The organism is Hyphomonas sp., assembly GCF_041398465.1.
Lineage (GTDB): Bacteria > Pseudomonadota > Alphaproteobacteria > Caulobacterales > Hyphomonadaceae > Hyphomonas.
The window spans coordinates 459180-475607 of sequence record NZ_JAWKUS010000003.1 but is presented as its reverse complement, the minus strand read 5'-3'; the positions used below and the strand labels follow the sequence as shown (position 1 = coordinate 475607).

At 63.6% G+C, this 16428-nt stretch carries 18 protein-coding genes; 8 read left to right on the top strand and 10 right to left on the bottom strand.

Annotation, left to right across the window (positions count from 1 at the left end; all coding sequences use genetic code 11):
• Positions 1–80: 80 nt before the first annotated feature.
• Positions 81–1070, bottom strand: coding sequence for a zinc transporter ZntB (locus tag R3C98_RS12735; RefSeq protein ID WP_371314457.1), 990 nt, complete (start codon positions 1068–1070; stop codon positions 81–83).
• A gap of 12 nt (positions 1071–1082) precedes the next feature.
• The gene (locus tag R3C98_RS12730; protein ID WP_371314456.1) at positions 1083–2621 is read right to left on the bottom strand and encodes an amidase family protein; all 1539 of its coding nucleotides are present in this window, start codon (positions 2619–2621) and stop codon (positions 1083–1085) included.
• Positions 2622–2701: 80 nt separating this feature from the next.
• Between R3C98_RS12730 and R3C98_RS12725 the strand changes: the two genes are divergently transcribed.
• A complete protein-coding gene (locus R3C98_RS12725; protein ID WP_371314455.1) occupies positions 2702–3589 on the top strand; it encodes an aminoglycoside phosphotransferase family protein in 888 nt (295 codons plus the stop codon).
• On the opposite strand, the gene R3C98_RS12720 is transcribed toward R3C98_RS12725, so the two are convergent.
• Positions 3582–4238, bottom strand: coding sequence for a superoxide dismutase family protein (locus tag R3C98_RS12720; protein WP_371314454.1), 657 nt, complete (start codon positions 4236–4238; stop codon positions 3582–3584). The two genes, R3C98_RS12725 and R3C98_RS12720, sit on opposite strands and share 8 nt — an antisense overlap.
• A gap of 67 nt (positions 4239–4305) precedes the next feature.
• Here R3C98_RS12720 and R3C98_RS12715 point away from each other — a divergent pair, with 67 nt between their 5' ends.
• On the top strand, positions 4306–5034 hold the full coding sequence (locus R3C98_RS12715; RefSeq protein ID WP_371314453.1) for a TlyA family RNA methyltransferase: 729 nt from the start codon (positions 4306–4308) through the stop codon (positions 5032–5034).
• On the opposite strand, the gene R3C98_RS12710 is transcribed toward R3C98_RS12715, so the two are convergent.
• Positions 5031–5774 (bottom strand): glycine zipper domain-containing protein, encoded by a 744-nt coding sequence (locus R3C98_RS12710; RefSeq protein ID WP_371314451.1) that lies wholly within the window; start codon positions 5772–5774, stop codon positions 5031–5033. The two genes, R3C98_RS12715 and R3C98_RS12710, sit on opposite strands and share 4 nt — an antisense overlap.
• Before the next feature lie 130 nt (positions 5775–5904).
• Here R3C98_RS12710 and R3C98_RS12705 point away from each other — a divergent pair, with 130 nt between their 5' ends.
• Both R3C98_RS12705 and R3C98_RS12700 read left to right on the top strand, forming a co-directional pair.
• Positions 5905–6978 carry a class I SAM-dependent methyltransferase gene (locus R3C98_RS12705; protein ID WP_371314450.1) on the top strand — a complete coding sequence of 358 codons (1074 nt, stop codon included), beginning with the start codon at positions 5905–5907 and terminating at the stop codon, positions 6976–6978.
• Positions 6979–7217: 239 nt separating this feature from the next.
• A complete protein-coding gene (locus R3C98_RS12700) occupies positions 7218–7715 on the top strand; it encodes a porin family protein (protein WP_347448956.1) in 498 nt (165 codons plus the stop codon).
• 76 nt (positions 7716–7791) lie between these two features.
• Here the strand turns inward: R3C98_RS12700 and aroC are convergent, their stop codons facing one another.
• The gene (aroC, locus tag R3C98_RS12695; protein WP_371314449.1) at positions 7792–8883 is read right to left on the bottom strand and encodes a chorismate synthase; all 1092 of its coding nucleotides are present in this window, start codon (positions 8881–8883) and stop codon (positions 7792–7794) included.
• Positions 8884–8909: 26 nt separating this feature from the next.
• Positions 8910–9890, bottom strand: a complete 981-nt coding sequence (locus tag R3C98_RS12690; protein ID WP_347448954.1) for a malate dehydrogenase — start codon at positions 9888–9890, stop codon at positions 8910–8912.
• Positions 9891–10099: 209 nt separating this feature from the next.
• Here R3C98_RS12690 and pdxH point away from each other — a divergent pair, with 209 nt between their 5' ends.
• On the top strand, positions 10100–10771 hold the full coding sequence (gene pdxH, locus R3C98_RS12685; RefSeq protein ID WP_371314448.1) for a pyridoxamine 5'-phosphate oxidase: 672 nt from the start codon (positions 10100–10102) through the stop codon (positions 10769–10771).
• Positions 10772–10789: 18 nt separating this feature from the next.
• Here the strand turns inward: pdxH and R3C98_RS12680 are convergent, their stop codons facing one another.
• Entirely contained in the window at positions 10790–11215 is a 426-nt protein-coding gene (locus tag R3C98_RS12680) for a DUF1330 domain-containing protein (RefSeq protein ID WP_371314447.1), read from the bottom strand.
• Positions 11215–11667 carry a glyoxalase superfamily protein gene (locus R3C98_RS12675; RefSeq protein ID WP_371314446.1) on the bottom strand — a complete coding sequence of 151 codons (453 nt, stop codon included), beginning with the start codon at positions 11665–11667 and terminating at the stop codon, positions 11215–11217. Before R3C98_RS12675 ends, R3C98_RS12680 begins: the two co-directional genes overlap by 1 nt.
• A gap of 279 nt (positions 11668–11946) precedes the next feature.
• Here R3C98_RS12675 and R3C98_RS12670 point away from each other — a divergent pair, with 279 nt between their 5' ends.
• Entirely contained in the window at positions 11947–12324 is a 378-nt protein-coding gene (locus R3C98_RS12670; RefSeq protein ID WP_371314445.1) for a DUF4345 domain-containing protein, read from the top strand.
• 153 nt (positions 12325–12477) lie between these two features.
• Here R3C98_RS12670 and R3C98_RS12665 read toward each other — a convergent pair whose 3' ends face one another.
• Positions 12478–13260: a glycerophosphodiester phosphodiesterase family protein gene (locus R3C98_RS12665; protein WP_371314444.1), complete on the bottom strand. Its 783-nt coding sequence runs from the start codon at positions 13258–13260 to the stop codon at positions 12478–12480.
• 255 nt (positions 13261–13515) lie between these two features.
• Here R3C98_RS12665 and R3C98_RS12660 point away from each other — a divergent pair, with 255 nt between their 5' ends.
• Positions 13516–15141 (top strand): long-chain-fatty-acid--CoA ligase, encoded by a 1626-nt coding sequence (locus R3C98_RS12660; protein ID WP_371314443.1) that lies wholly within the window; start codon positions 13516–13518, stop codon positions 15139–15141.
• Positions 15142–15146: 5 nt separating this feature from the next.
• The gene (locus tag R3C98_RS12655; protein ID WP_371314442.1) at positions 15147–15920 is read left to right on the top strand and encodes an SDR family NAD(P)-dependent oxidoreductase; all 774 of its coding nucleotides are present in this window, start codon (positions 15147–15149) and stop codon (positions 15918–15920) included.
• Positions 15921–15940: 20 nt separating this feature from the next.
• On the opposite strand, the gene R3C98_RS12650 is transcribed toward R3C98_RS12655, so the two are convergent.
• Positions 15941–16360: a cytochrome c gene (locus R3C98_RS12650; RefSeq protein WP_371314441.1), complete on the bottom strand. Its 420-nt coding sequence runs from the start codon at positions 16358–16360 to the stop codon at positions 15941–15943.
• Between the last annotated feature and the right edge of the window lie 68 nt (positions 16361–16428).

The window sequence follows — 16428 nt, the reverse complement described above, 5'->3', positions numbered from 1 at the left end:
AAACAGACGGGATCAGTTTACCAACAAGCTGCAAGCGTTGGTTAATCTCTAACGTAAGGAAAAAGGAAATCCGTCGCGGATTAAATCCAGCGTTGCCAACGCAATAGGACCAGTGTGACAACAACCGAAGCAGCCAGGGCAGCCACCAGCGTAAGGAAGGCGACAGGGCTGCCGGAGCCCGGAATACCGCCCAGATTGACGCCAAATAGACCGGTCACAAAACTGATCGGAAGGAAGATCGCGGACAGGATCGCCAGCACGAACAGGCGGCGATTGGTTTCTTCCGTACCCTCCTGAGCCGCCTCTTCATACAGAACACTGGAACGATCCCGGATGGTTTCCAGCAATTCTGTCAGGCGGGTCATGCGGTCGGCGGCTTCGCGCAGATAGAGAAGGTCCGTGTCGGAGAACAGGCCAGACTGGCCGCCATCGCGCACCAGCGTGTTCAGGGCTTCCCGCTGCGGCGTGATGTGGCGGCGCACCTGCAGGATGCGGCGGCGGAACTCCGGCAGGACGGAGCGGTCGAGGTTGACCCTCGGGTCCAGCAGTTCATCTTCATACCGGTCGGCTTCGTCATCGAATTCGTCCAGCACGGTTTCCATACGGTCGGTCAGCCGGTCGGCGATACTGGCCACAAGCGCGCCGGTCGAGGTCGGAATGTCGCCGTCTTCCACCAGTTTGCGGACATCGCTGGCGGACCGGACAGGCCGTGCCCGCAAGGTGATAAGCAGATTTTCGCCCGCCCACATCCGCAGCGTGACGAGGTCCTCGACATCGGCGCCTTCATTGAGGTTGGGCCCGCGCAGATTGATCAGGTAGCCGTGCCCATGGCGTGCGGCCCGCGGGCGGGTTTCTTCCTGCAAAAGGGCCTGAACCGTCACCCTGTCCAGGCCGCTCTTGCGGTAAAGCCAGCCCTGAGCCTGGGCGGACTGCCGGTCGAGGTGGAGCCAGGCGCGCTTGAACGCAGCCAGCTTGCCCTCCAGCACATCGTCCCAGGTCAGGGGCGTCGGGAGCCCGGCCTCGTTGAAACCGAAGCCGAACAGAAGCGGTTCATTGTTTCCGGGCTCCACCGCTGTCTCCCTTTAGAACGCGGACACCGGGGGAACTTTGCCAGCCCACGGACGAGCCTGCTCAAGTTCCAGCGCCAGTTCGAACAGCAGCTGGTCGTCGCCGCGCTTGCCGGAGAACATGGCACCGACCGGGAGGCCGCCCTCGGTCCATGCCAGCGGCACACTCATCGAGGCGGCACCCGCCACGTTCATCGGTGCGGTAAAGGCCGCAAAGGTGATGATGCGGTCATACAGGATTTCGTAATCGACTGTCGGGGCCTGCTCACCAAGTTTGACGGCCGGGCTGCCGGTCGTCGGGGTCAGCAGGACATCGACGTCTGCGAAACCGCTGTCGTACACGGACTCGAAATTCTTCAGCCAGGCAACGGTCTCGTCCATCTCGTCCTTGCGGGACAGGAACATGTTCGTCAGGCCCAGCGTCCAGGGTTCGACAATGTCCGGGCCGACGGGCTTGCCGGAAAAATCGCTCGCCTGCTGGGCGAATTCGGCAGCGCCGGCTGCCCAGTAGAGCAGGAAGTGATCGATGAATTCGGCACCGGAGAAAGGCGCTTTCCAGGCGACGACTTCATGTCCGAGATCGGTGCAGAGTTTGGCCACATCTTCCAGCGCGGCTTTCGTCTCCGGCGCAACCGGCGTGCCGGCATAGGCGTCGGTAGTGAACCCGATTTTCAGGCGGCGGCCGACAGGCTTCAGGTCTGCGGCGAGCGGCGCATAGGTGCCATCATTCACCTGCGTGTCCCGGAACAGGTTGATGGAGTCGCGCACGGAAATCGTGACGGCGTGCTGGACGGAAATGTCCACTGGTGGGGCTTCCGGCCCATGGGCGGGCAGCTGGCCGCGGGACGGCTTCAGGCCGAAGACGCCGCAGGTGCTGGCCGGGATACGGATGGAGCCGCCGCCATCGCTGGCATGGGCAAACGGTACCACGCGTGCGGCAACAAGCGCCGCAGCACCGCCGGACGAGCCGCCGACGATGCGGGTCGTATCCCACGGATTGCAGGTCTCGCCGGTCACCAGCGCCTCGCTGGACGCCATCAGGCCCATTTCCGGGGAGGTGGACTTGCCCAGCACGACCACGCCTTCGGCGCGCCATTTGGCGGGCAGGGGATCGTCCTTGCCAGGGTTGTAGCCCTTGAAGGCCCGGCTGCCATACCAGGTCTCAGCGCCATTCCAGTTGTGCAGGTCCTTGATGAAGGTCGGGACGCCCTGGAACGGTCCGGCAGGCGTATGGCCCGCTTCGGCGCGGGCGGTGTCGAAGATTTCGGAAGCAATGGCATTCAGCTGGCCATTCACGGCATTGGTACGCGCGATGGCAGCGTTGACCTCGGCCAGCGAGGTGGTTTCTCCGCTGGCAATGCGCGCCGCCATTTCCGTGCCGTCGATCCAGCCGGCCGGGGCGGAAGAAGCGGGCGAGACAGGGGCTGCGGCCGGTGTCGCTGCGGTGCCAACAGCGGCTTCCGGTGCCGTCTGGGTTCCGGTCTGGCCGCAGGCGGCCAAAGCGCTCATTGCCGCGCCACCAAGCAAGACGCCCCGTCTTGTAATCCGTGCCATTTGTTTCGCTCCGATTCTCTTTTTGCTTTATGGCCGGGCAAAGTGGAACGGAGCGGGCGGCAGCGCAAGGGCACAGACAAATGACACAAGGGTCCCCGGCCGCCGAGGTCGACATCACTGAAGACCTGGTCTGCGACCTGTTGCAGACGCAGCACCCTGACCTTGTCGGGCTGCCGGTCCGGTTCGCCGGGGAGGGGTGGGACAATGTGATGGTACGCCTCGGCGACGATCTCGTCCTGCGCCTGCCGCGCCGGACAGTGGCCGACCAGCTGCTGCGCAACGAACAGCGCTGGCTGCCGCAGCTGGCGCCCCGGTTACCGTTGCCAGTGCCGGTGCCTCTGCGCACGGGCCAGCCGCAGGACGCATATCCTTATGTATGGAGCGTACTGCGATGGATCGAAGGGGAGACGGCCGATCTTACCCCGCCAGATGTGTCAGAGGCCCCGGTTCTGGCCGGCTTCCTGAAAGCCTTGCACCGGCTGGCGCCGGATGACGCACCCTCCAGCGATGTGCGGGGATGTCCGCTCAGTAACAAGCTTGAGGACATAGAGCGGCGCATGGCTCTGCTTGCCGAGGAAACGCATGCGATCACACCGGAGATCCGGCAGGCATGGGGCGCGGGACTTGCCGCGCCGATTGACTTGCCGCGCCTCTGGGTGGCGGGCGATGTGCATGCAAGAAACGTCCTTGTCCGGAATGGGAAACTTGCCGCGTTCATCGATTGGGGGGACATCTGCGCGGGCGATCCAGCGAGTGACCTCGCCTCCATCTGGGGCCTGTTCGAATCTGCCGACGCCCGGCGTGCGGCTATCGACGCCTATGGCATGAGCGAGGCGACACTCGCCCGGGCGCGGGGCTGGGCCGTCATGTATGGGGTCCTCCTGCTGGAGACGGGCCGGCGCGATCATCCCCGTCATGCGAAGATGGGCGCCGACACGCTCCGCAGATTGAGCGCGGACCTTACTTGATCACGCCGCAGGCAACCCGGGCACCGGCGCCGCCGATCGGCTGGGTCATGTGATCGTCTTCGCCTTCATGGATGATGATGGCAGAGCCGTCTTCATCGACGAGGGCACCCAGCGTGTCGAGCGTGGTGAAGGCCTCATAACCGGCCGAGCCATCGGCGGCGGCCCAGATGTTCGGCAGGTCGCCATTTTCCGGGCCCTTGGGGTTCAGCAGGCCGTGGCCGCCTTCCATCTTGCCGACATGGCCGCCGGACATCTTGTACATGCCGATGTCTGAACAGTCGCCGGTCGCGTGGAGGTGGATACCGTGCCAGCCGGGTGTCAGGCTTCCGGGCGCCAGTTCGACGCGGATCATCAGCCCGTTCGGGCCGTCAAGCAGGTTGGCGGACCCGATGCTCTGGCCTTCGAGACCGATCATGTCGGCCGTGCCGTGCGCCATGCTCGGGAAGACGCCTTCGTCCGGGCCGGGCATATCCGGCATCATGCCCTGATGGTCCATCATGCCTTCATGACCCGGCATGTCCATCGGCATGGCTGGAGATGCGTCTTCCGTGGTTGCAGGCGGGGCTGCTTCCTGAGGTGTGGCTTGTGCAACGCTGGCGCAGGCGCCGAGGGCGATGGCAGATCCGAGTAGGGCTATGCGGCTGATCATGGGGAGTCTCCTCTTTGCGGGTCTTTGCTATAGCATGTTTGCAACGCGTGTCAGGAAAGCCCGTTCCATGAAAGATCGTGCAGATCGCCTCCTTGTGACACTTGGCCTGTTCGAAAGCCGCGCCAGTGCCCGCGCTGCCATTGAAGCGGGCCTTGTGCGCGCAGATGGCGTGCAGGTGACCAAGCCCGCGCAGGACATCTCGGCCGATGCCGTGATCGAGGCCGACCCGGCGCACCCTTATGTTTCGCGGGGCGGGTTGAAACTGGCGCACGGGCTGGAGGCATTCGGTATCGACCCTGCAGGGCAGGCATGTCTGGACATCGGTGCCTCGACCGGCGGCTTCACTGAAGTGCTTCTGCTGAACGGCGCCCGGCATGTGACCGCCGTGGATGTCGGGCGCGGGCAGCTGCATCCGCGGATCGCGGCCGACCCGCGTGTCACCAATCTGGAAGCCACCGACGCGCGCAGCCTGACCCCAGACAGACTGCCGGAGGCCCCGACGCTTCTGGTTTGTGATGCGAGTTTCATCTCGCTGGAGAAGTTGCTGGAGGTGCCGCTGTCGCTCGCTGCACCGGGGGCGGATTTCGTTGGTCTGTTCAAGCCGCAGTTCCAGGTCGGCCGCGATCATGTCGGCAAGGGCGGTATCGTCACCGACCTTGCCGCCGCCGATGCTGCGGCGGTGCGGTTTGAAGCCTGGATGAAAGAAAAAGGCTGGCCCATCCATGCCTGGACGGCCAGCCCGATTTCCGGCGGCGACGGCAATGCCGAACGCCTGTTCCATGCGGTGAAGGCTTAATAGCCGCCGTAGAGCTCGTCTTCGCCGACGATTTCCCACGCCCCATTATAGCCCTCGCGGCAGGCCGTGGCCGGATCGCGGACCACTTGTCCGTCCGGCAGGGTGACTTCGCGCCAAACGGTGCGGCATTCCTCAGGCTGAGGGGCCGGGGCGGACGCGCGCGGGGCAGGGGTTTCCGGATAGCTTGGATAGGCCGGATAGCTGACCGGAGCGGGCGTTGCCGCGCGGCCCGGATGGCTGCGCAGGTCCTGCGGGCTGCCATAAAGGCCCTGCGTGGTCTGCGGGATCGAGCTGCCGGAATATTGCGATGAGACATAGGGGTAAGCCCCGTAGTCTGCGCGGAAGCTGCCGCCATAGGGCGTTGCCGTCTGGCAGGGTGTGGCGCTGTTGGAGGCCATTGCATTGCCCGCCACGCCGCCGACGATTGCGCCGAGCAGGGCACCGGCGACCACTTCGCCGTCATTGTTGCCCTTGTCCCAATAGCCGTAGCGGCCATGACGGCCATAGCGGTTATAGTGCCAGCGGCTGTCATTATCGCCGACATTGTTGCCGATCGCGCCACCAGCTGCTGCGCCGACAATGGCGCCGATCACCGTGCCGGCTGTCTTGTTGTCCTTGTTCTGGCGTTCGCAGGCCGAATTGTAGGGCGTGCCATAGCCATAGGCCTGCGCAGAAGCGGCAAGCGGGGCGGCAACCATGGCCGTCAGGGCGATTCCGCCAATCAGAAGAGACTTCACCATCTCGTTTTCTCCTATTCCGGTGGCCGCAGAACCACCAGTCTGAGCGGCAGAGTGGCAAAGCCAACCTGAACCGGACCTGAAGGCGGCCCAAAGTCTGGACGTGCGCCTGCAGTGGTCACATATTCATGCCATGGGACTTTTCGACCGTGCCGCCCTTGCAGCAGGACGCGCCCGTTACGCGGCGGCGCAGGGCATGCGCTCGGCCTGGTATGCCGCGCAGATGCGGGCGGCCAAGTCGCGCACGACCGGCTTTTACCGGCCGGATGACCCGGATTTCACTCCCACACGCGGCAAGCCGGACATGGCGCAGCTCCGCAAGGCCTATTTCGACCTTTTCCTGCAGGACCGGCGCAATGTGGAGGCAGGGCTCTATCCGCCGCCGCGCGATGTGAGCATCGCTCACCTTCCCAATGCCTTGAAATCTGCCCGCGCGTTCCAGGCGGATGTCGAGGCGGTTGAGCGGCGGCGTCAGGCCCGCAATGCCACCGAAGTCCAGGCGACGCTGCCGGAAGGCTCCAACCGCTACCCCGACTATTACCGCCAGAATTTCCATTACCAGTCCGGCGGATGGTTCAGCGATGAGAGCGCGGAGCTTTATGACACGCAGGTCGAAGCTCTTTTCACCGGGACGGCGGACGCGATGCGCCGCGCGGCGCTGGCGGAAATCGCGCGCGAACTGAAAGGGCGGGATCAACGCGGCGTGTCCCTGCTGGACGTTGCCTGCGGCAATGGACGGTTCCTAAAGAGGGTGATGAATGTCTGGCCCCGCCTGCAGGCTGCCGGGCTTGATCTGTCCCCGAACTATACCGACGCCGCGCGGAAACGTCTTGCGCCTTGGCCGCAAGTAGAGGTCTTCCATGAAGCGGCAGAAGCGATGCCGTTGCCGGATGACTCGCGGGACATTGTTGTCTCCATCTTCCTGTTTCACGAATTGCCGCCGGAAGTGCGCCCGGCCATTCTGGCGGAAGTATTCCGTGTGCTGAAGCCGGGCGGCCTGTTCGTTCTGGCCGACAGCGTTCAGTTCGGTGACTATGAGGGCATTGACGGCGTGCTGGAATATTTCCCGCATGGCTTTCATGAGCCGTATTACAATTCCTACCTTTCCTGGGATGTGGATGCGGCCGCGATAGGGCAGGGCTTTGCCAAAGAGCGCGAAATCCTTGCATTCCTGACCAAAGTCACCACCTGGCGGCGCCCTCTCTGACAAGGCCTGCAATTAAGCCCTGTGATTGATGCGTGACCGGATTGTGGCAGGCTTGCGGCATAGGCGTGCGCCGCGTTTCTGCCACTCAAAATTCAGTAAATTACTGAGGTTTCACAAAGTGTTGTGGCGCAGCCACAGGTAGATCACAGCATGCGAAGATTGTGTTTCCGTAAGCTGTTTTCCGGATGCGGCAGACCTAATTCAGGGCCACGCAATCTTGCGGACAATGGAGTAAAAACATGAAACTTGCACTCGCTTCGCTCGCCGCCATCGCCGTTGTGGCCCCCGCCTTTGCTGAAGGTAATGTGGAACTTGGCGCTGCTTACTCACACTTCGACGCCGACAGCGCGAACCTCGACGCCCTGACCGCCCGCGGTACCTATTTCTTCAACCCGCATGTCGGTGTGGAAGGTGAAGCCTCGATCGGTATCGGTGACGACGATGTCGGCGCTGCCAATGTCGAACTCGACAATTCGCTGGCAGCCTTCGGTGTTGTCCAGATGCCGGTTGCCGAGCGTGTCGACCTGTTCGCCCGCGCCGGTTACGCCACCAGTGAGTACAATGTCGACGTCCCGGGTGTGGGCGGTGCGTCGGGTGACGATGACGGCTTCGCCTATGGCGTTGGCGGCAAGGTCTTCCTGAACGACAAGTTCGGCCTGCGCGCCGATGTCACTCGTTACGAAGGCGACGACACCGATGCCGACGTGATCTCCGTCGGCGGCGTCATGAAATTCTAAGCTTCCCACCTCTCCAACGGGAATACACTGTCCCCGGTGCTGCGGCGCCGGGGACTTTTTTTGGGGAGGAGGGGATTCAGCGCCCGGTCTGGCCGCGGTGGCGCAGTTTCTGGTCGGCCAGCACGCAGGCCATCATGGCTTCAGCCACGGGCACGGCGCGGATGCCGACGCACGGATCGTGGCGGCCCTTGGTGCGCACGTCCACATTCTCGCCGTCGCGGGTGACGGACTGGACTTCGTTCAGGATGGAGGATGTCGGCTTGATTGCGATGCGCACGATTACGTCCTGGCCGGTGGAAATGCCGCCAGCCACACCGCCATTATTGTTCGACAGGAAGAGGGGGCCGTCATTGCCTGCGCGCATCTGATCGGCGTTTTCCTCGCCGGAGAGGCTGGCCGCGCCGAAGCCCGCGCCGATCTCGACGCCTTTGACGGCATTGATGCTCATCATCGCGCCCGCGAGTTCACCGTCCAGCTTGCCATAGATGGGCGCGCCCCAGCCAGCGGGCACGCCGCTGGCCTGCACCTCAACCACGGCGCCTGTTGAGCTGCCTGCCTTGCGGGTGGCGTCCAGGAACTCTTCCCATTTGGGCACCATGTCCGCGTCCGGGCACCAGAAGGGATTCTCCTCGACAATGTCCCAGTTCCAGTTGTCCCGGTTGATGGCATGCGGGCCGATCTGCACGACAGCGCCGCGGATCACGATGCCGTCACCCAGCGCGCGCCGCGCCACGGCGCCAGCCGCGACGCGTGCAGCGGTTTCACGCGCCGAGGACCGTCCGCCGCCGCGATAGTCGCGCACGCCATATTTGGCGTCATAGGGATAGTCGGCATGGCCCGGGCGGTACCGGTCGCGGATCTCGCCATAGTCTTTTGAGCGCTGGTCGGTGTTCTCGATCATCAGCGAGATGGGCGTGCCCGTGGTGACGGGCCCACCTGTGCGGTCGTCTTCGAAGACACCGGAGAGGATTTTCACCGCGTCCGGCTCCTGGCGCTGCGTGACGAAGCGCGACGTGCCGGGGCGGCGTTTGTCCAGGAATTGCTGGATGAAGGCTTCATCCAGCGGCAGGCCGGGCGGGCAGCCATCGACCACGCATCCGAGGGCCGGCCCGTGGCTTTCGCCCCAGGTCGTCACACGGAAAAGGTGGCCGAACGTGTTGTGAGACATGGCTGCCCTTGAAGGCCTGTCAGCGCTTAGCTGAACAGGTGCTCGACGGCGGCGCGTTCTTCACGCAGTTCGGCGTCGGTGGCGTCCATCTTGGCGCGCGAGAAGTCGTTGATCTCGAGGCCCTGCACGATCTCGTACTTGCCGTCCTTGCAGGTGCACGGATAGCCGTAGATCACGCCCGGTTTGATGCCGTAGGAGCCGTCCGACGGGATGCCCATGGACACCCATTCGCCTTCCGGCGTGCCGAGGGCCCAGCTGCGCATGTGGTCGATGGCGGCCGAGGCAGCCGAAGCAGCAGAGGAGGCGCCGCGCGCCTTGATGATCGCCGCGCCGCGCTGCTGAACGTCGGGGATGAAGGTGCCGGTGTACCAGGCATCGTCGACCATCGGCTTGGCGGCTTCGCCTTTGACGGTGGCGTGATGGATGTCCGGATACTGGGTGGCCGAGTGGTTGCCCCAGATCACGATGTTCTTGACGTCGGTGTTGTGCGTGCCGGTCTTCTCGGCCAGCTGGCTCATCGCGCGGTTGTGGTCCAGGCGGACCATGGCGGTGAAGCATTTCGGATCAAGATCCGGGGCGTTCTGCTGGGCGATCAGGGCGTTGGTGTTCGCCGGGTTGCCGACGACGAGCACTTTCACATCGCGGGAGGCGTGATCGTTGATCGCCTTGCCCTGCGGGCCGAAGATGCCGCCGTTTGCCGACAGGAGGTCCTTGCGTTCCATGCCCTCTTTGCGCGGCATGGCGCCGACGAGGAGGCAGAAGTCCGCGTCCTTGAAGGCAACATTCGGATCGTCGGTGGCGACGATGTTGTTCAGCAGCGGGAAGGCGCAGTCGTTGAGTTCCATCACGACGCCGTTCAGGGCGCCGAGCGCCGGGGTGATTTCCAGCAGGTGAAGGTCAACCGGCTGGTCTGGCCCCAGCATGTCGCCAGCAGCGATACGGAAGAGGAGGGCGTAACCGATCTGGCCAGCGGCACCGGTGACGGCAACTTTGACAGGCTGTTTCACGAGGGAGGTCCTTCTTGCAGAGCTGAATTCTGTGGCCTCCACATGGCGAATTTGTTGCCCGAGGGCAAGCCGTGCTGCGCCGATGCCGCAGGTGGCAGGATCGGGAAGCACCCATATACGTAGGTGTCACAGTGGGCATTCCGTCCCGGATGGCCTATATCGGCGACAGATTCAGACCGTAAAAGGCCGCCACAAAGGGATATTCCCGCATGACCAGCCCCACCGACAAGGCCATCATTCCGCCCAGCCCGACAGCTGCCGATTATGCGACTGACCCGACGGGCAAGCCGCTGATCCCGAACGCGGCGGACCCGTTCGCCCTGTTCAATGACTGGATGGCCGAGGCCCGCGCGAAGGAGCTGAATGACTCCAACGCCATGTCGCTCGCCACGGTCGATGCCGGCGGCATGCCGGATGTGCGCATCGTTCTGCTGAAGGAAGTGACGCCTGCGGGCTTCGTCTTCTTCACCAATCTGGAGAGCAACAAGGGTCAGCAGCTGAAGGCAAACCCGGTCGCCGCGCTCGGCTTCCACTGGAAAAGCCTGCGCCGTCAGGTCCGCATCCGGGGCACGGTTTCCCGTGTGACCGATGCCGAGGCCGACGAATATTTCGGCACCCGCGCCGCGCAGAGCCGTATCAGCGCCATCGCGTCAGACCAGTCACGCCCGCTGGCCGACCGCGCCGCCTTCGAGCAGCGCATTGCTGAGCTCTCGGAAATCTATGGCGACGGGCCGGACATTCCGCGTCCCGAATTCTGGGGCGGCTTCCGCCTGACCCCGACCGAGATCGAGTTCTGGCAGGACCAGGCCTTCCGCATGCATGACCGCCTGAAATTCACGCGGAAAGGCGAGGGCTGGGAAACCGGGCGTCTTTACCCCTGACGTATCAGGACTGAAGCATCAGCACTGGTCCGGCGGACGTTCCGCCAGCGGCAGCAACCGTGAATCCTCGACCGCCGCGGTGCGGTGACCCAGGATCTTCATGTAATCCGGGTCCTGTTCGAAGCCGAAGAAGGTTTCCATGTCCTTCTGGCGTACCAGCAGGGCAAGGTCCCAGCGTTCGTCTTCCGGGCCGATCAGCCAGCTGCCGCCTTCGGCGAGGAAGTCCAGCCGGCCGCCGCTTTTCTCAAGGTAGGGCAGCGTATGTTCGATATAGAGATCATACGCCGCCCGCCCGCTGACCGGATTTTCCGGCGCGAGGTCCGGAAAGTCCGAATAATCAGCCACTGTCCGCAGGCGGATCAGGTTCAGCATGATGACATTCCCGGTCAGTCCCCGCATCACGAAGCGCCGGCCGAGTTCCTGTGTCGGAGCCAGATAAACCATCAGACCAGACCGATCGAAGTGCGTTCCACCACGAGATGTGGCACGCCATCGCTTGTCTTCGAGAACGAAACGCCAGCCGAGGAGACCGTCGCCGTGACCCGTTTACGGAAGGCCGAGAAGCTCTCGAACTCGACCACGTCGACCGGGGCGTCGAACTCCAGCGTCACCTCGAAAGCCGAGCCGCCCGCCATTTCGCGCACCGCCAGCACGCGGCCATCGAAGGCCTGCTTCAGGTAACGGCCCGCCACCTGGTCGCCGACCTGCAGCAACACTTCCGGCATGTTCGACAGGCGGGCTGAAGCCGTGTTCCAGTCGCGGTAGCCAAGTTCCTTCGCGACATGTTCCAGCGCTTCGGAATGAGAGATGGGCGCACCGGCTGCTGCCAGTTCCGCCCGCAATTCACGCGCACGGGCCTTGGCCTGGTCGCGATTTGAGATCGATATGTAAGACATCGGAATCATCCTTGTCCGGGCAGTCGCTTTTCAGCGGGGCTCGCCTTGCCGCGGGACTGCCGGATGGACCGGTGTTCCGTCTTTCGCATGTCGCGGTGCTTTTGCACCGGAGGATCTTCACCGTAAGACAGGTGTCTCGCGAGCGGCAGGTGTCCTGAACCTGCGCGTCACATAATCCTTCCGGGACGCAACGTCAATCATTGCCATGCGGGTGTAGTGGCGGCTATCTATTGGCATGTCGCGTGGCAATACCTGGCCGCGCATCAGGGGAGGTATTTCATGAAACGTGGCTTGCAGATCGCGCTCGGCGTCTTTTCACTCATTCCCGTGGCGTTTGCGCTGCTTGGGTTCCTGGCCGGGGCAGGGCGCCTGTCGCCGGAGGGTGTCACCGTCGATCTCGACAATCAGTACCGGTACTTTTCGGGCATGTACCTGGTTGTCAGCTTCATGATCTGGTCCATCATTCCGGCCATTGAAAAGCATGGCCACACGATGCTGCTGGTCAGCGCGGCCATCTTCATTGGCGGTCTCGGCCGTGTCGTTTCCTACATGACGCTGGGCGCGCCCTCGCAGGACCTCGTCGTCGGCATGGGCATTGAGCTTGTCGTGCCGGTGATCTTCGTCCTGTGGCAGCGCGCGGTGGCGGCGAAGGCCTAGCGCCAGAGAGAGTCAGCAGGCCCCCTCCGCTTCGCTGCGCTCAGCACCTCCCCCGCAAGCGGTGGAGGATGAAGTGCAGTGCATGCGTCAGGCCTATCCTCCCCTGCGAAGCGGGGGAGGTGGCAGACGGCGAAGCCGGCTGACGGAGGGGGGCTAGCGCCCGCAGGCCTCGCGGCCGATATCGTCGGCTTCGATCAGGTCTGCCACACGATAGGGCTCGTCCGTTGCCAGAAGGACAAGGCCATCGGCGGCGAGGGCGTCATATTCCGAGCCGTCGCCATCGGCGAGATAGACATCGTCAAGCCGTTCGCCAGCCCGGCCCAGCGTGCCGAAGGCCGGCTCCACGCCCACTTGCTCCAGCCGGGCCCAGGCGGCTGGTTTCGGTTCATTCGTTCCGGTCCAGCCGATGAGGCGCGTGGCATCGACGCCCCGGTCTTCCAGTTTCGCTACATCGCGGTCGCCAAAAGCGGAGGCGGTCATCATGACGCCCGGGTCGATGGCGGCAATTTCGGCGGCCTGGTCGTCATTATAGGAGATGAAGATCACATTCTCTTCCGCGCCTGCGGCCCTCACGGCGGCGGCGATGTTGCGGAAGCTGGTGGTCGGCTTCTTGTCCAGCTCCAGCACGGCGCCGGTCTTCTTCGCCCAGAGCAGCGCATCGGTGAATTTCGGCGGATGGAAGCCGGTGCGGCGCCCGTCATTGTCTTCCAGTTCCAGGCCACTCATCGTCTCCCAGTCGGTGTCGGAGACATAGCCACTGCCGGTCGTGGTGCGGTTCAGGCGGTCGTCATGCATCAGGGTCAGCACGCCGTCTTTGGTTTCGGCGATGTCGATTTCGAAGACGCGGATGCCGCGGTCGAAGCCATGCTGGAAAGTCTCGATGGCATTCTCGGGGAAGCCTGTGTCCGGCCCGCCGCGGTGTGCGGCAATGACCATGCCCTTATTCTCGCGAAGGCAGTCAAAATATTCCGGTAGAGGGAGCGCAGAGGGGGCAATGCTTGCGGCATCTGCGGCGGCTTCCGGCCCACTTGCCTGAGGCGCTCCACAAGCCGTAACTGCAAGAGATATCACAGAAAATGCAAATCTTTTCATGGTGCGACCCTCAATTCCTTGCCTAGCGTCACCCGCGCGAATACACACACTTCGGTTACAGGACAATGACGCCAAAGCGGCGGAAGAGGAGGATACGGCATGAAAGGCCTGATGCAGGACTGGCAACTTACCACGAACAAGATTCTGGAGCATGCCAAACGGATCAACCCGACCCGCGAAATCATCACCCGCCGCGTGGAAGGCAACATCGAACGGATCACCTATGCTGACCTGTTCGACATGTCGAAACAGGTTTCCACGGCGCTGAAGGATGAGGGCATCGGCTTTGGTGACCGCGTTGCCACCCTCGGCTGGAACTCCGAGCGTCACATGGCCTCCTGGTATGGCGCCATGGGCATCGGTGCCGTGCTGCACACGGTCAACCCGCGCCTCCACCCGGAACAGATCGCCTGGATCATCAACCATGCCGAAGACAAGGTTCTGATCTTCGACAAGAGCTTCCTGCCGGTTGTCGAAACCATCAAGGACGAGATCCCGACGGTGAAGTCCTTCGTCATCTATGCCGGTGCCGACACGATGCCGGAAAACACGCTGGGCGCCGTGCCGTTCGACATCTGGATCGACGGCCGCTCTACCAATGTGCGCTGGGGCGACTTCCCGGAAGATACCGCCTGCGGCCTCTGCTACACGTCCGGCACGACGGGCAACCCGAAAGGCGTGCTCTATTCGCACCGTTCCAACGTGCTGCACACGTTCATCACCATGCAGAAAGATGCCATCGGCATGGGTGCGAACGATGTGGTTCTGCCCGTGGTGCCGATGTTCCACGCCAATGCCTGGGGGCTGACCTTCAGCTGCCCGGCGACCGGCGCGAACATGGTGATGCCGGGCGCGCAGATGGATGGCGCCTCGATCTACGAACTGCTCGACACGGAGAAGGTGACGATCACCGCCGCCGTGCCGACCGTGTGGCTGATGCTGCTGACCCACCTTCAGCAGAACGATCTGAAACTGCCGCACCTGAAAAAGGTCATCATCGGCGGTTCGGCCGTGCCGGAGCGGATCCTGCGCGCCTTCGAGGAAGACTATGAAGTCGACGTCGTCCACGCTTGGGGCATGACGGAAACCTCGCCGCTCGGCACGCTGGGAACCCTGCCGCCGCACATGGTGAATGCAGACATCGACACCCGCATGAAGCAGAAGCTGAAGCAGGGCCGACCGCCTTTCGGCGTCGAACTGAAGATCGTCGATGACGAGCATCAGGACGTTGCCTGGGATGGTGAAACCTCCGGCCGTCTCCTCGTGCGCGGCCCCGGTATTGCCCGGGCCTATTTCAAGGGCGCCGGTGGCACCGTGGTGGACGAGAACGACTGGTTCGACACCGGGGACGTGGCGAACATGGACCAGTACGGCACCATGCAGATCACTGACCGCGCCAAGGACGTCATCAAGTCCGGCGGGGAGTGGATCTCCTCCATCGACATCGAGAACATCGCTGTCGGCCACCCGAAAGTGGCGAACGCTGCGGCCATCGGTGTCTATCACCCGAAATGGGATGAGCGCCCGCTGCTGATCATCCAGCCGGCCGAAGGTGAAAATCCGACCAAGGAAGAAATCTTCGCGGCGCTGGAAGGCAAGATCGCCAAATGGTGGACCCCGGATGATATCGCCTTCGTCGATGCCATTCCGCTGGGCGCTACGGGCAAGATCAACAAGCTGGCCCTGCGCGAGTCGTTCAAGGACTACAAGCTGCCGACGGCGTAAGCGCGATGGATCTCGGCCTGAAGGATAAAGTGGTCTTTGTCGCCGGCGCGAGCCGCGGCATCGGCCTTGGCATCGTCGAGGCCCTGCTGGCCGAAGGCGCAAAGGTTGCCATGGCGGCACGCGGGGAAGAGGCGCTGGAAACCCAGCGTGCCCGCCTCGCGGCCGAATATGGCGAGCATCGCGTCTGGGCCCGGGCAGGGGATCTGCGCGACAGCCGCACCATCGACGACATGGTCGAGGCGATCGAGCATGAGTTCGATCCCCTCTGGGGCGCGGTGGCCAATGTCGGGCTTCATCCGTGTCCGCCCGGATATGAGGTGGACGACGATACCTGGACGGCGGGCCTGCAGCAGAATCTCGACAGCGCCTTCCGCCTCGCCCGCTCCAGCCTGCGCAAGATGGAGCCGCGCGGCGAAGGCTCGATCCTGATGATCTCGTCCATTGCCGGGCTCGGCGCGCTTGGCACGCCGGTCACCTATGGCACGTCGAAGGCGGCGATGAACCATCTCGCCAAGGAACTGGCCCGTATCGCAGGCCCCTCCGGCGTGCGCGTCAACGCGATTGCCCCCGGCAACATCATCTTCCCGGGCGGGGATTGGGAAGAGCGTTCCACCGGGCCGCGCGGCGATGCGTGGACCCGCTGGATCCGCCGTGAAGTGCCGCTGCAGCGTTTCGGCCGGCCGGACGAAATCGGCTCCGCCGCCGCCTACCTGCTGAGTCCGCTTGCCAGTTTCATCGCCGGCGCCGTGCTGCCAGTGGATGGCGGCCAGACGAGGTAAGGCGTACCGCCGCGCTGGTCTCAGCCCTCGTCGGAGACGTGAATAGCTGGGTCTGCTTCCTGAATGCTGATCAGGTAGCTCAGCAACAGGTCGGTGCTTTTCGGCCCGAACTGGAATTGCGGCATTTCCGGGTGGCCGACTTTCAGTCCGTCGCGGAAATCTTCTGCCAGGGCGTCGCCATCATAGTCGGCCAGCACGTGGCGCAGCGCCGGGGCTTCCGGCCGCCGGGAGTCTTCCTTGTCGAGGCCATGGCAGTCGGCGCACTGGGATGACGCGATCTGGCGGCCAAGCTCGATTTCCTCGGCCAGGGGCAGGCCAGTCAGGCCGAGATTTTCTTCCGGCGAGACTTCGATCCCTTCAATCTCTTCGGTCACGCCCGGCGGGGTCTGGGCGCAGGCCGCCAGGGCGAGGGGCACAAGGGCAATCATCAGGCGGCGCATGGCGCTCTCCTTTTCGGAACATGGCCCTGATGATCACCCGATGCGGCCCTGTGCGCAATCGGTGAAAA

Coding starts and splice junctions, on each gene's coding strand:
- R3C98_RS12730 (WP_371314456.1), bottom strand. CDS start 2,621: ATGGCACGGATTACAAGACGGGGCGTCTTGCTTGGTGGCGCGGCAATG.
- R3C98_RS12725 (WP_371314455.1), top strand. CDS start 2,702: ATGACACAAGGGTCCCCGGCCGCCGAGGTCGACATCACTGAAGACCTG.
- R3C98_RS12720 (WP_371314454.1), bottom strand. CDS start 4,238: ATGATCAGCCGCATAGCCCTACTCGGATCTGCCATCGCCCTCGGCGCC.
- R3C98_RS12715 (WP_371314453.1), top strand. CDS start 4,306: ATGAAAGATCGTGCAGATCGCCTCCTTGTGACACTTGGCCTGTTCGAA.
- R3C98_RS12710 (WP_371314451.1), bottom strand. CDS start 5,774: ATGGTGAAGTCTCTTCTGATTGGCGGAATCGCCCTGACGGCCATGGTT.
- R3C98_RS12705 (WP_371314450.1), top strand. CDS start 5,905: ATGGGACTTTTCGACCGTGCCGCCCTTGCAGCAGGACGCGCCCGTTAC.
- R3C98_RS12700 (WP_347448956.1), top strand. CDS start 7,218: ATGAAACTTGCACTCGCTTCGCTCGCCGCCATCGCCGTTGTGGCCCCC.
- aroC (WP_371314449.1), bottom strand. CDS start 8,883: ATGTCTCACAACACGTTCGGCCACCTTTTCCGTGTGACGACCTGGGGC.
- pdxH (WP_371314448.1), top strand. CDS start 10,100: ATGACCAGCCCCACCGACAAGGCCATCATTCCGCCCAGCCCGACAGCT.
- R3C98_RS12680 (WP_371314447.1), bottom strand. CDS start 11,215: ATGGTTTATCTGGCTCCGACACAGGAACTCGGCCGGCGCTTCGTGATG.
- R3C98_RS12675 (WP_371314446.1), bottom strand. CDS start 11,667: ATGTCTTACATATCGATCTCAAATCGCGACCAGGCCAAGGCCCGTGCG.
- R3C98_RS12670 (WP_371314445.1), top strand. CDS start 11,947: ATGAAACGTGGCTTGCAGATCGCGCTCGGCGTCTTTTCACTCATTCCC.
- R3C98_RS12665 (WP_371314444.1), bottom strand. CDS start 13,260: ATGGTCATTGCCGCACACCGCGGCGGGCCGGACACAGGCTTCCCCGAG.
- R3C98_RS12660 (WP_371314443.1), top strand. CDS start 13,516: ATGAAAGGCCTGATGCAGGACTGGCAACTTACCACGAACAAGATTCTG.
- R3C98_RS12655 (WP_371314442.1), top strand. CDS start 15,147: ATGGATCTCGGCCTGAAGGATAAAGTGGTCTTTGTCGCCGGCGCGAGC.
- R3C98_RS12650 (WP_371314441.1), bottom strand. CDS start 16,360: ATGCGCCGCCTGATGATTGCCCTTGTGCCCCTCGCCCTGGCGGCCTGC.